Raw genomic sequence first — 12,344 nt, 5'->3', positions numbered from 1 at the left:
GCCTAGCTAGGCGTTGGGAGTGCGGCGACGGATCGGACTGTCGTCGTCACCGTCATCTTCAACAACAAGAGTTTCGAAGACAGGCTCTTTTGAAACAGGTGCTGTGGCGGCAGCAGCGTCGGGTTGATCAGCCTTCTTGGCAGCCTTCTTCTCGGCACGCTTGGCCTTGCGCTTCTCGCGTCCACCCTCCACAAGGTTGTAGAGCACAGGGAGCACGACCAAGGTCAGGGCGGTCGACGAAATCAGACCACCAATCACCACAATAGCCAGCGGCTGGGAGATAAATCCGCCGGAACCTGTGATACCCACAGCCATGGGGATCAGCGCGAAAATAGTGGCCAATGCGGTCATCAAGATGGGGCGCAGACGACGGGTTGCACCTTCGACGAGCGCTTCCTTAACCGGGAGCCCTTGCTTTCGATACTGGTTGACCAGGTCGACCAGCACGATGGCATTCGTCACGACGATACCGACCAGCATCAACAGACCAATGAAGGAGGGAACACCCAGCGGGACGCCGGTGATGACCTGGAGGCCAATAGCACCGGTGGCCGCGAAGGGGACCGAGACCAACAAAAGCAGGGGCTGCAGAAGCGAACCGAAGGTCGCCACCATGATGATGTAGACCACAAGGATGGCAACCAACAGTGCAATACCGAGCGAGCTAAACGCAGCTGCCTGGTCAGCACTCACGCCACCAATCTGTGCGGATGCGCCGGCAGGAAGGGTGATCGTGTCCAGTTCTTTCTGGATTGCTGCTGTTGCTGTTCCCAGATCTTCACTGTTGGGAGTTACGGTAACCGTTGCGCTGCGCTGACCCTTGACGGTGGTCACGGTAGCAGGACCATCCTTGACCGAGACATCTGCAAGAGTGTCCAACGCAACAGGACCTGCAGCGGTGGGAACCTGCAGAGCTTCCAGCTCAGCAACAGTTGCAGGGGGATCTTCCGAAGCGATGTAGATATCAAGGGTTGTGCCCTCGATCACGACAGTGCCGATAGTGGTAGGTCGCATGGACTGAGCCACAAAGCCGGCGAGCGCGACTTCAGAGAAGCCAGCAGCCGCAGCGTCGTCACGGTTGACGGTGACGGCGATGTAGGGACGTGCTTGGGTGAGGTTGCTGGTGACCTGCTTGACTTCTGGCAGGGCCCGCATGGACTTGTCTACCTCAGCAGCAGCTGCGTCGAGTGCTTCCTGGTTCGGCGCGGTGATCTCAATAGCGATATCGCTCGATGCTCCGAAACCACTTTGTGTACCGATGGTGATGGTGTCAGGGTCCGCAACCTTCTCCACAGCGATGCGTGCATCTTCCTGGATCTTGATTTGGTCTCCGCCTTCAATAGTGGTGACGGAGTAAGTGATCGCGGTATCGCCACCACCCACGAAGGCGTCACGCAGGGCGTTACCGGAAGAACCAATGGAGACCTGAACGATTTCGACGCCCTCGGTATCCAGCAAGGCACCTTCGACATCGGTTGCCAAAGCATCCTGTGCTTCCAAGCTGGTGCCTGGCTTGATGGCTTCGGTGACGGTGAAGGTGTTCTGACCCGAAGAACCGAGGAAGTTTGTCTTCATCAACGGCAGGATTGCTCCGGTGCCCACCAGAATCAGGATAGACAGGAGGATGGTGGTCACGCTGTGCTTGAGTGTCCAGGTGATGATGGGCAGGTAGCCCTTTTGGAGCCAGCCAGCCTTCTCTTCACCAGCGAGCTGCGCGGCCTTCGCCTTTTCAGCGCGCTTACCGGTACCTGAAGGTGCCCGCAGGAACCAATAGGCCAGCACGGGGACGATAGTGAGCGACACCAGCAACGACGCAACAAGAGCGATGGTGATCGTCAACGCGAAGGGACGGAACAGTTCGCCGGTGATATCTCCCACAAAGGCCAGGGGTAAGAACACGGCAACGGTCGTTGCGGTGGAAGCGGTAATAGCTCCTGCAACTTCCTTGACCGCAGTGAGAATGACCTTCTCGCGGTCTGCGCCGGGCACGAGGTGGCGCTTGATGTTCTCGATGACAACGATCGAGTCATCCACCACACGACCAATGGCAATGGTCAAGGCGCCCAGGGTCAGGATGTTGAGAGTGTAGTTCGCTGCTTGCAAACCGATGAAGGTAATCAGTACCGAGGTCGGAATGGAGATCGCGGTCACCAGGGTGGAGCGAATCGACATCAAGAAGATGAGGATGACAACTACGGCAAAGAGCAGACCCAGCAGACCTTCCGTGGTGAGGGACTCAATCGACTGCTGAATGTAAGGAGCCTGGTCAAAGACGGTCGTGAACTTGGCGTTGTTTCCGAGGCTCTTTTCAAGATCAGGCAGGATTGCGCTGACAGCCTTGGACACATCAACAGTGTTGGCGTCAGGAAGCTTGGTCACGGCAATGGTCAGTGCTGGCTCTCCGTTAACGCGGGAGATGGTGGTGACGGGGGCATCGGTGAGTGAGACGGTGGAGACGTCACCGATAGTGACGACACCGGGTCCCTTGGCGCCCACGATGGGCAACGCGGCAATCTCGTCGACCGAGGTGATCCTGCCACCAATCTGGACAGAGAGAGTCTGGTCGTTCTCGGTAATTTCACCGGCAGGGATGAGCAGGCCGTTAGCATCCAACGTGTCCTTGATGGACGCGGAGGTCAGCCCCTGCATCATCAATTCGGTCTGGTTGGGCTGAATTGTCACGCGCTTTTCTGGCGCACCAACGAGGGCCGCGTCACGTACGCCCTCAACATCTTTGATTTCAGCCAGGGTGGATGCGCGGAGGAGGTCCGCTAGCTCCAACGTGGGGAGGTCGCTCGAGACCGCAATCTGCATCACCGGGAAGTCACTGAAACTTCCAGAGATCACCTGTGGTTCGACGTCACTCGGCAACTGCGACTTTATGCGGTTGATTGCCTGGTTAATCTTCTGCTCAGAAATGATGAGGTCGGTGCCATAGGTGAAGGACACCGAGATCAGGCTGAGGTTGGTACTCGAGGTGGCAGTCGTGTTTTCGATGCCCGGAACACCCTGGATTGCCGTTTCAATCGGCAGCGAGATGTCCTGATTCACGACCTCGGGTGCTGCACCGGGATACACAGTGAGCACAGCGAGCTGGGGGAACTGGACGCTGGGCGCGAGTTCTTGCTTCAAGCTTGTGAGTGCGAGCCCTCCAAAGACGGCTACAACAATGGTCACCAGCGCAATAAGGGCGCGGTTTTTCATACTGGCTTTAGTCAAGATAAACACAAAGTTCAGTCTGGCAGTTCCTTACATTCTCAAGATGTGAGTTCTCTGTGAGGGGAATCGGCGTAAAGTGGCTGTTCGTGAGTCCTGACAACACTGATACCGGTTCCGTCCCAGAATCCAAGTCGCCCAAGCGCTGGATTATCGGGGACCCCCTGCCCACCGCAATGCTCGAAGGCGAACTACTCAAGAAGCGCATCGCTCTTCCCATTTTCGCGAGTGACCCCCTCTCGTCAGTGGCATATGCACCGCAAGAACTCCTCATGATTCTGCTCATCGGTGGTTTGGCTTTCCTCAGCTTTGCCCCCTGGATTGCCGCATGCGTGATCTTGCTCATGATTGTGGTCATTGCCAGCTACCGCCAACTGATCAAGGCATACCCTTCTGGCGGCGGTGACTACGAAGTAGCCCACAAGAACCTGGGTGAAAAATCCGGTGTAGTTGTTGCCTCAGCGCTCCTCGTTGACTACGTCATGACCGTGGCGGTATCTGTTGCCTCCGGTGTAGACAACATCATTTCGGCGATCCCCGAACTGGCCCCCGAGCGCGTCATACTTGCCATCGCTTTCGTCGTGATCTTGGCGGCCATCAACCTGCGCGGTGTGCGCGAATCGGGCAAGGCTTTCGCCATCCCGACTTACTTCTTTGTCGCCAGCGTCTTCATCATGATCGTGGTGGGTATCACTCGCACCCTGATGGGCGATGCGCCCATCGCTGAATCTGCCCAGTACATGGTCGAAGGCGAGAGCATTGCGCAGGCCGCACTCATTCTGCTGTTGCTGCGCTCCTTCGCGAGCGGGTGTGCTGCACTCACCGGTGTGGAAGCAATCGCCAACGGTGTTCCTGCTTTCCGTGTTCCCAAGATCAAGAATGCGCAGACCACCCTCGTGGTCATGGGTGTCATTGCCATCACATTGTTTGCTGGTCTCATCACCATGGCGTTTATCTCCGGAGTGCACTATGCCGAAGATGCCTGTCATCTCATTGGCTATGCGAACTGTGAAACCGTTCCGCAACGGTCATTGATAGCGCAGATTGCTGCCGCAACATTCGGCAATAACACGATTCTTTTCTATGCCATCCAGGCCGGCACCGCACTGGTACTCCTCCTGGCTGCAAACACCGCCTTCAACGGTTTCCCTTTGCTAGGTTCTGTTCTCGCCCACGATGGTTACGCCCCCAAGGCACTAGAAACCCGCGGTGACCGCCTTATTTATTCAAACGGTGTGATTGCCCTCGGTCTCGCCGCCATCGTGATCTTGGCCGTCTTCCAGGCAGACCTTACTCAACTCATTCAGCTCTACATCATCGGCGTTTTCGTCTCCTTCACCCTGGGTCAAACAGGCATGGTCGTGCATTGGACGAAACTACTCAAGACCAAACCTGACAACGCCAAAAACATTCGCTGGTCTCGAGTGATCAACATCACCGGGGCAACCTTCACGGCAACTGTTCTCGTCATCGTGACTATTACGAAGTTCACCCACGGCGCGTGGATTGTGTTCCTCGCGATGCCTATTCTCTACGTGCTGATGCTGGGTGTGAACCGCTACTATCGTGACGTCGAAGCCGAAGTCGCCGTGGACGCCGTCACGACCTTCGGGGCAAAGGGAGACCACGCCATTGTGCTGGTGGGCAAGATGCAAAAGCCCATTCTCAAGGCCATCGACTACGCCATCGCTGCTCGTCACGACTCGGTGGAAGCTGTGCACGTCTCGATCAACGAAGTCAGCACCGCCAAGCTGGAACTCGACTGGATCCGTCAAAACATTCACTTGCCACTTCGCATTATTAGCTCGCCCTACCGCGACCTGAGCTGGCCCTTGATTCAGCACATTCGTGATCACCGTGCCCAGCACGGTTCCGAGATTGTGACCGTCTACCTGCCCCAATACATCGTGGGCCACTGGTGGGAGCATGCGCTGCACAACCACAAGGCACGTCGTCTCAAGCTCAAGCTGATGATGGAGCATGGCGTGGCCATTGCCCTGGTGCCGTGGCTTCTCGACTCCTCCGACATGATCTATGGCCGTCGTTCGCGTCCCGTTCCTGGTCAGTCACGTCGTGGTGAGCCCGTGCGGCCCACTGCGCGCAAGCCGATTACGCCTGCTAAGCGCAAGACCGCCGAAGACGAAAGCTAAATCTCCGTCGTGAAGAAGGACATTGTTCCTGTCATTCTGGGTGGCGCCGTGGGAACGGCGCTGCGTATTGTGCTGGATGTTGTCCTCAGCTTGATTTTCTTTTCACTCTCGCTGGTCAGCATCATGGCGGTTAACGCGGTGGGTTCATTCCTGCTCGCATTCTTAGTCGCAGGTCTCTGGACCCGGAAATCCACACCCCACTGGGTGAAGATCTTTATGGGCCCCGGTGTACTTGGTGCCTTCACCACCTTCTCGGGCGTCATGCTGCAAGGTTTGTTTATTCAAAACATGTGGGCCACAGCAGGCTTCCTCGCCCTCTCTATCGGAACGAGCATGTTTGCTGCCCTTCTTGGCTTCTGGGTAGCACAGCCCTTTGCCCTCAAGAACAAGCGGAAGGCGGCCACTCGATGAATATCGTGCCGTTTCTTTTCGCGATTCTGGCCGGCGGTCTCGGTGCTGGTCTGCGTGTAGCAGTCACCCGCATACTCCCCACTCAGACCACGGGCTTCCCCTTGGCCATCTTGCTGGTCAACGTCGTGGGATCTTTCCTCATCGGAATGACGGCCGCACTTGCTGCAAACTCGGTACTGAGCGAGGACGTCAGCTTTGTTCTCGCCGTGGGATTTTGCGGTGGTTTCACCACCATGAGCACCTTCGCCGTGGAGTCAATTGAACGACTGCGAGCAGGTCTGTGGCTCATTGCCGGACTCAACATCGTGGGCTCGACGGCGCTCGGCCTGCTGGCCGTGGGCGCCGGATACCTTCTCGCCGGTGGTCCTGTCAGTTAATGACGGGGCTGCGCGTGGTAGACTCACCCTTAGATTTTTCCCATTGGTCATCCGGTGAATTATTCCCGGTTAGCAAGGTAAGGGGTCTCGCATGGGGCGTGGCCGTCAAAAAGCGAAGCACACCAAAGTTGCGCGCGAGCTGAAGTACTTCAGCCCAAACACTGACCTCTCTGCACTCGAAAAAGAGATCGGTCACGTTTCTGAGAACGACGAGCTCATCGACAAGTGGGCAGACCTTTACCCCGATGAGGACGACGAAACCGAAGAAGCGGCTTCCGCCTAATTCTTTTTTGTTTTAATGGTGCGATACGCCGTGTGGATCGCAACGATGAGCAGCAGCCCCCCAAAGAGCTGAGCCGACACATCAGCAGGCAACAGGAACGCCACTGCGACGCCGCCAAACGATGCGGCCACAGCCGCAACTCCCACAATCGCGCCGTCGCGCAAACTCACAATGTGTGCCCGGAAGTTGGGGATGGTTCCCGCAATGGCGGTCGGAATCATCGCGAGGAGCGATGTTCCCTTCGCCAGCAGCGGGCTCAGACCAAATGCAGACATAAATACTGGGACAGCAATCACGCCGCCGCCAATACCCAGCATGCCGGATGCAATTCCCATGATGATGCCCAGGCCGATCAAGCCCATAATGGCGAGCGCGTTCATGGGGATGCGGTCATGGGATGTGTCTCCGACAAAAAGCAAGCGCACTGCCTCCACCACCATGAGCGTGACAAAAATCCACGTCACCAACTTGATGGGAAGAATGCGCAATAGGCGTGAACCCAAAGGTGCACCAATAATGGCTCCGACGGCAACGATGGCCGCAACGAGCCAATCCACCTGATGTTGGGAAGCATAGGTGAGGGCACCCACGATGGACGTGGGAACGATAGCTGCCAGGCTGGTCGCCGAGGCGCGGCGCTGATCAAACTTTGCCCACATCATGAGCAAAGGAACCATGATGATTCCGCCACCAACTCCGAAGAAGCCAGATAAGAATCCACCCACGGCCCCGGTGATGAGGAGGGCCAGAATCACAGCAGGAGTCCTTAGTTTGCGTAGGAACCAACGAGGCGCACAGCGCCTCCGTTGACGCCCTTGGCGCCTTGTTCGAATCCGGTGAAGTCGCGCGCCGTGGTCGAAACCATACCGACAACCCAGGACGGGATGCCCAGCTCTGTGAGCTTCTGGGTGACCGCGGAAGCGGCACCCGAGCTCACCACAGCAAACATGCCAATACCGAGGTTCCAGGTTCCCTCTGTGCTTTCCAGAGTTTCACCCGAAAGTGAGGTGAGAACACGGAAGACGTTTGAGGGAGACCAGGTCGAGCGGTCCACTTCAACCCAGGACCCGACAGGCAGAACGCGGGCCAAGTTGGCTGCGATACCGCCACCGGTCACGTGACTGAGAGCGTGAATACTGCCGGCGAGGGCGGGGTCGCCAAGAACCTCAACGAGTGGGCCTGTGTAGAGGCGGGTGGGCTCCAGCAGAACCTCGCCGACTACACCGCCGAAGTCGTCAGACGTGGCATCATAGGAAAGTTTGTTCTCGGCCAGGATGTGGCGCACGAGGGAGTAACCGTTGGAGTGCAGACCGGAAGATTCCATCGCGATAACCACGTCGCCGTTGACCACGCGCTCGGCACCCAGAGCATCAGCAGCTTCAACAACACCGACCGCGGCACCTGCCACGTCGTAGTCATCTACGCCGAGCAAACCAGGGTGCTCAGCTGTCTCGCCACCGACCAGTGCGGTGCCGGTTGCGGAGCAGGCATCTGCAATGCCCTTCACAATCGCGGCAATACGGTCGGGGTAAACCTTGCCGCAGGCGATGTAGTCGGTCATGAACAAGGGGCGAGCACCGCAAACAATGATGTCGTCCACGACCATGCCGACGAGGTCCTGGCCAATGGTGTCGTGCTTGTCGAGCGCCTGAGCAATGGCAACCTTGGTGCCGACACCATCTGTGCTGGTTGCCAACAGGGGGCGATCAAAAGTTTTGAGGAACGAGACGTCGAAAAGTCCCGCGAATCCGCCGACTCCGCCGAGGACTTCGGAGCCATGCGTGGCCTTCACCGAAGCCTTCATGAGCTCGACCGCAAGGTCACCGGCTGCGGTATCAACACCCGCACGTGCATAGGAAGAATTGTGGCTCACACCCCAAGTCTATCCTCAGGAAAGTTATGCCAGACTTGAGGAGGAACTCGAGAAGAGCTCCTTCACGCACCACGACCTCAGGAGTTCCCACCGCACATGTGTGGCATTGTCGGAATCGTCTCAGCAGAGCCGGTCAATCAACAGATTTACGACGCCCTGTTGCTGCTTCAGCACCGCGGCCAGGACTCCACCGGTATCGCAACCGCGCAAGGTTCACACCTGCATATGCACAAAACCAAGGGTCAAGTGCGCGAAGGTTTCCGGACGCGTGACATGCGCTCACTGCTGGGTAACGTTGGGCTCGGTCACGTGCGTTACGCCACCGCAGGTGCTGCTGCAAATGAAGAAGAGGCCCAGCCCTTCTATGTCAACGCCCCCTACGGCATCATCTTGGTTCACAATGGAAACCTCACCAATACGCGTGAACTCACCAATGACCTGTTCCGCATTGATCGCCGTCACGTCAATACCTCCAGTGACACCGAACTTCTCCTCAACGTCTTGGCCACCGAACTGCAGAGCACCGTTTCGGGCACGGAACTGGGGCCGGAGCACGTGTTCACCGCCATTGAGAACCTGCACAAGCGCGTCGAAGGCTCCTATGCCTCTATTGCACTGATTGCCGGCCATGGCCTCCTCGCCTTCCGGGATCCCTTCGGTATTCGCCCGCTCATCTTGGGCAAGCGGGACATGGACAATGGCAGAACCGACTACGTCGTTGCCTCAGAATCCCTCGTGCTGGAAAGTGGTGGTTACGAGATCGTCCGCGACGTCGAACCCGGCGAAGCAATCTTTATCACCGCGGACGGTGAGCTGCACGCGCGTCAGTGCGCAGAAAATCCCATCCTGCGTCCCTGTTCGTTCGAGTACGTCTACCTCGCCCGTCCCGACTCGGTGATGAACGGTATTTCCGTCTACGAAACCCGTCTACGCATGGGGGACCGCCTCGCTGCAACCGTCGCACAATATGCACCTCTGGGTGACATCGACGTGGTCATGCCCATTCCAGACTCTTCCCGCCCCTCGGCCATGCAGGTGGCTCGCAAGCTGGGTGTGGAATACCGCGAAGGCTTCTTCAAGAACCGTTACGTTGGTCGCACCTTCATCATGCCTGGACAGGCTCAGCGCAAGCGCTCGGTCCGCCAGAAGCTCAACGCCATGTCGGCAGAATTCAAGGGCAAGAACGTTCTGATCGTGGATGATTCCATCGTGCGGGGAACCACCTCCCGAGAAATCGTCGAAATGGCCCGTGCAGCCGGAGCAAACAAGGTGACCTTCACCTCGGCAGCACCCCCTGTCCGTTACCCCCACGTCTACGGCATCAACATGCCGTCACGTCAGGAACTCATTGCCCACGGCCGCAAGATCCCTGAGATTGCTGCGGAGCTGGGTGCAGACCACCTCATCTACCAAGAGGTCGCAGATATGGAAGCAGCCATCATGGAAGGCTCCAACCTGACCGGCCTCGACGTGAGCTGCTTCACCGGCGAGTACGTCACCGGAACGATCACTCCCGAATACCTGGACTGGGTCGAGCGTAACCAGCTGAGCTAAACCCGCTTAGTCAGCAGGATCTGTGGTGACTTCGAACTTCTCCGCTGTTGCCTGGGAAACGTGGCGCGAGTAATAGCGATCCACGATGAGTGCAAAGATCAGCCCCAACGTGCCGCCCACGGTTCCTGTGATGAGCAGCAGGAAACCAAAGATCTGAGTGAGAGTGAACTCACTCTCGTTCGGCAGCGAGAAAGTCAGGATGAGTGCGGCAATAATTCCCAGAATGATGCCGGCGAACATGAACGCCAAGAATTTCGGTGATCGACGAACAACTACCTTCTCGGTGCTGACGGTTTCTTTTTCGCTCATGTCACCATTCTGCCAGTGGCAGTAGTCCGCTGAGGTCGCTGCGTACACCCGACGCACTGATCTTGCCGGAGTCGTAGGCGTGCGCCCAGCTCTGTGAGCCCGTCGCAAGTGCAATCCAGGTAACAGAATTCATCTCCACCACATTGGGCGGGGTTCCCCGCGTGTGTTCGGGTCCTTCCACGCACTGGACAGCTCCGAAGGGGGGAACGCGCAGTTCCACGGTGTGGCCGGGGGCAACATCCGTAACCCGTTGCAGCAGATACCTCACGGCGGCGGCAATATCTGTGCGCTCTGCGGACCCTGCCAGGACAGCAGTAACGGCAAGATGACCCTCGGTGGGATCAACGCGTGGCTTAGCCATGGCCCTAGGCAGTACGCGAAACGACGTGCTCAGCGAAGGCAGACAGTGCTTGCTTCACCGCACCGGCTGGAAGCGGAGCAAGGGCTGCCACAGCTTCGGATGCCCATCGACGAGCTTCCTGGCGCGTGGCCTGCGTCACGGGGTGTGCATAAAGTTCAGCGATGGCGAGCTGCAGATCCGCGTCTGCTTCTGGAGAATCATCCCCCGCATCATCACGAATGCGGGCCAGCAAAGCGGCAGCTGCGGGGTCCGAGGCAGCCTGCTGTTCCAGCAGAAGCGTGGGCAAGGTGGGTACACCGGCACGCAGGTCTGTTCCGGCCTGCTTGCCAGTGGCAGTAGATTCGGGGGAGAGATCGAGCACATCGTCAGCGAGCTGGAAGGCCACACCGATCTTGTCTCCGAATTCGACCATGGGCTGTTCGTATTCTTCAGGTGCACCGGAGTAGATGATGCCGCAGCGGGCTGCTGTAGAAATCAGAGAGCCAGTCTTGTCCGCAAGCACCTGGATGTAGTGGGCCACCGGGTCTTCGTCAGGTCGCGGGCCGACGGTTTCGTGCAGTTGTCCGAGGCACAGGCGTTCAAAAGTTTCCGACTGTAATTGCATGGCCCGTTCACCCAGGCGGGTCATCAGGGTACTGGCGCGAGAGAAGAGCAGGTCACCGGTCAAGATGGCAACGGAGTTACCCCAGACCTCGTGGGTGCTGGGAACACCGCGGCGAAGGGGAGCTTCGTCCATGACGTCATCGTGATACAGCGAAGCAAGGTGGGTAATTTCTAACGCCTGCGCAGCAGTAATCACTTTCGGTGTTGTGCCTTCACCCAACTGGGCAGTGAGCAAAGTCAGCATGGGGCGCACGCGCTTACCACCCGCACCGAAGAGATAGCGGGCAGACACATCAGCGAGCGCATCAGCAAAATGCAACTCTTGGCTGAGACCCTCTTCGATAGTGGCAACGCCCGCATCGATGGTGTCGGCAAGGTGCTTGGTTTCAGGCGAGGCAAACAGGCGTTGACGAAGAGACAGTTGTCCCTTGATCCCCGCTGGTGCACTCACGCTGGTGTTCACTCGTTCAGCCTAGTCTCACTCAAGAGACAGGCTTCAGTCCCCGGTGAAGAGCGACAACGCCCGCGGTGAGGTTGCGGTAGGCCACGTTCGTGAAGCCGGCTTCCCGAATCCACGACGCCAGGGTGCTCTGGTTGGGCCAGTCTTCGATCGAGTCTGCGAGATAGGTGTACGCCTCCGTGTTCGAGCTGGAGACTTTCGCCACCATCGGCATGACCTTGCGCAGGTAGAAGTTATAGCCGGCACGAATAGGGGCAGCCGGTGGGGTGGAAAATTCACAGATCACGATGCGACCACCCGGTTTAGTCACCCGGTAGAGCTCCGCAAGAGCCTTTGTGGGCTCCACAACATTCCGAAGACCGAAAGACATGGTGACTGCATTGAAGCTGTTGTCCTCAAAAGGGAGCTGCGTAGCATCTGCCTGCACGAATTCAATGAGGGGATTGCTGCCGTGCTTCTGACGCCCCACTTCGATCATTCCCGGCGAGAAATCAGCAGCCACAACGTGAGCACCTGTCTTAGACAAGGCGACAGAGCTCGTACCTGTGCCAGCTGCAAGGTCAAGAACCCGCTCATCTGGCTGGGGATTGACCGCGCGCGTGGTCGCAATACGCCACAACAGGGCATTACCTGCCGAGAGCAGGTTGTTCGTGACGTCGTAGCCGGCAGCAACGTCATCGAACATGGCCGAAACGGCTTCGGGCTTCTTAGAGAGATCAGCTGTAGTCACAAGAGAAGTCTACGGCT

General features: G+C 57.8%; 12 protein-coding genes. 5 read left to right on the top strand and 7 right to left on the bottom strand.

Annotated elements, in window-relative coordinates; genetic code table 11:
• Positions 1-6: 6 nt before the first annotated feature.
• Positions 7-3,204 carry an efflux RND transporter permease subunit gene (locus tag M2119_RS02330; protein WP_280803363.1) on the bottom strand — a complete coding sequence of 1,066 codons (3,198 nt, stop codon included), beginning with the start codon at positions 3,202-3,204 and terminating at the stop codon, positions 7-9.
• A gap of 101 nt (positions 3,205-3,305) precedes the next feature.
• On the opposite strand from M2119_RS02330, the gene M2119_RS02325 reads away from it, so the two are divergent.
• The 4 genes from M2119_RS02325 to M2119_RS02310 all read left to right on the top strand — a co-directional run bounded on the left by M2119_RS02325 (position 3,306) and on the right by M2119_RS02310 (position 6,437).
• Complete coding sequence (locus tag M2119_RS02325; protein WP_432418495.1) at positions 3,306-5,366, top strand: APC family permease; 2,061 nt, start codon at positions 3,306-3,308, stop codon at positions 5,364-5,366.
• A gap of 9 nt (positions 5,367-5,375) precedes the next feature.
• The gene (locus tag M2119_RS02320) at positions 5,376-5,777 is read left to right on the top strand and encodes a fluoride efflux transporter FluC (protein ID WP_280803362.1); all 402 of its coding nucleotides are present in this window, start codon (positions 5,376-5,378) and stop codon (positions 5,775-5,777) included.
• Positions 5,774-6,154 (top strand): fluoride efflux transporter FluC, encoded by a 381-nt coding sequence (locus M2119_RS02315; RefSeq protein ID WP_280803361.1) that lies wholly within the window; start codon positions 5,774-5,776, stop codon positions 6,152-6,154. The genes M2119_RS02320 and M2119_RS02315 overlap by 4 nt, the downstream gene beginning before the upstream one ends.
• Before the next feature lie 91 nt (positions 6,155-6,245).
• Complete coding sequence (locus M2119_RS02310) at positions 6,246-6,437, top strand: DUF3073 domain-containing protein (RefSeq protein WP_280803360.1); 192 nt, start codon at positions 6,246-6,248, stop codon at positions 6,435-6,437.
• Here M2119_RS02310 and M2119_RS02305 read toward each other — a convergent pair.
• Both M2119_RS02305 and purM read right to left on the bottom strand, forming a co-directional pair.
• Complete coding sequence (locus M2119_RS02305; RefSeq protein WP_280803359.1) at positions 6,434-7,192, bottom strand: sulfite exporter TauE/SafE family protein; 759 nt, start codon at positions 7,190-7,192, stop codon at positions 6,434-6,436. The two genes, M2119_RS02310 and M2119_RS02305, sit on opposite strands and share 4 nt — an antisense overlap.
• Before the next feature lie 11 nt (positions 7,193-7,203).
• Positions 7,204-8,310 (bottom strand): phosphoribosylformylglycinamidine cyclo-ligase, encoded by a 1,107-nt coding sequence (purM, locus tag M2119_RS02300; RefSeq protein ID WP_280803358.1) that lies wholly within the window; start codon positions 8,308-8,310, stop codon positions 7,204-7,206.
• 96 nt (positions 8,311-8,406) lie between these two features.
• Between purM and purF the strand changes: the two genes are divergently transcribed.
• Positions 8,407-9,864, top strand: coding sequence for an amidophosphoribosyltransferase (purF, locus tag M2119_RS02295; RefSeq protein ID WP_280803357.1), 1,458 nt, complete (start codon positions 8,407-8,409; stop codon positions 9,862-9,864).
• Positions 9,865-9,870: 6 nt separating this feature from the next.
• Here purF and M2119_RS02290 read toward each other — a convergent pair whose 3' ends face one another.
• The 4 genes from M2119_RS02290 to ubiE are packed head-to-tail and all read right to left on the bottom strand — an operon-like array spanning position 9,871 to position 12,327.
• Positions 9,871-10,173: a hypothetical protein gene (locus tag M2119_RS02290; RefSeq protein WP_280803356.1), complete on the bottom strand. Its 303-nt coding sequence runs from the start codon at positions 10,171-10,173 to the stop codon at positions 9,871-9,873.
• Position 10,174: 1 nt separating this feature from the next.
• A complete protein-coding gene (locus tag M2119_RS02285) occupies positions 10,175-10,534 on the bottom strand; it encodes a sterol carrier family protein (protein ID WP_280803355.1) in 360 nt (119 codons plus the stop codon).
• A gap of 4 nt (positions 10,535-10,538) precedes the next feature.
• Complete coding sequence (locus M2119_RS02280) at positions 10,539-11,600, bottom strand: polyprenyl synthetase family protein (RefSeq protein WP_280803354.1); 1,062 nt, start codon at positions 11,598-11,600, stop codon at positions 10,539-10,541.
• A 19-nt stretch (positions 11,601-11,619) separates the two neighbouring features.
• Positions 11,620-12,327: a bifunctional demethylmenaquinone methyltransferase/2-methoxy-6-polyprenyl-1,4-benzoquinol methylase UbiE gene (ubiE, locus tag M2119_RS02275; protein ID WP_280803353.1), complete on the bottom strand. Its 708-nt coding sequence runs from the start codon at positions 12,325-12,327 to the stop codon at positions 11,620-11,622.
• Positions 12,328-12,344 lie beyond the last annotated feature (17 nt).

Origin of the sequence: Aurantimicrobium minutum (assembly GCF_029894165.1) — a bacterium.
GTDB classification, from domain to species: Bacteria; Actinomycetota; Actinomycetes; order Actinomycetales; family Microbacteriaceae; genus Aurantimicrobium; species Aurantimicrobium minutum_A.
This window is presented reverse-complemented; position numbering and strand designations above follow the sequence as displayed.

Bases quoted from the DNA above. Each gene is read 5' to 3' on its own strand.
- M2119_RS02285 (WP_280803355.1), bottom strand. From the start codon at position 10,534: ATGGCTAAGCCACGCGTTGATCCCACCGAGGGTCATCTTGCCGTTACT.
- M2119_RS02315 (WP_280803361.1), top strand. From the start codon at position 5,774: ATGAATATCGTGCCGTTTCTTTTCGCGATTCTGGCCGGCGGTCTCGGT.
- M2119_RS02290 (WP_280803356.1), bottom strand. From the start codon at position 10,173: ATGAGCGAAAAAGAAACCGTCAGCACCGAGAAGGTAGTTGTTCGTCGA.
- M2119_RS02310 (WP_280803360.1), top strand. From the start codon at position 6,246: ATGGGGCGTGGCCGTCAAAAAGCGAAGCACACCAAAGTTGCGCGCGAG.
- M2119_RS02330 (WP_280803363.1), bottom strand. From the start codon at position 3,204: ATGAAAAACCGCGCCCTTATTGCGCTGGTGACCATTGTTGTAGCCGTC.
- purF (WP_280803357.1), top strand. From the start codon at position 8,407: ATGTGTGGCATTGTCGGAATCGTCTCAGCAGAGCCGGTCAATCAACAG.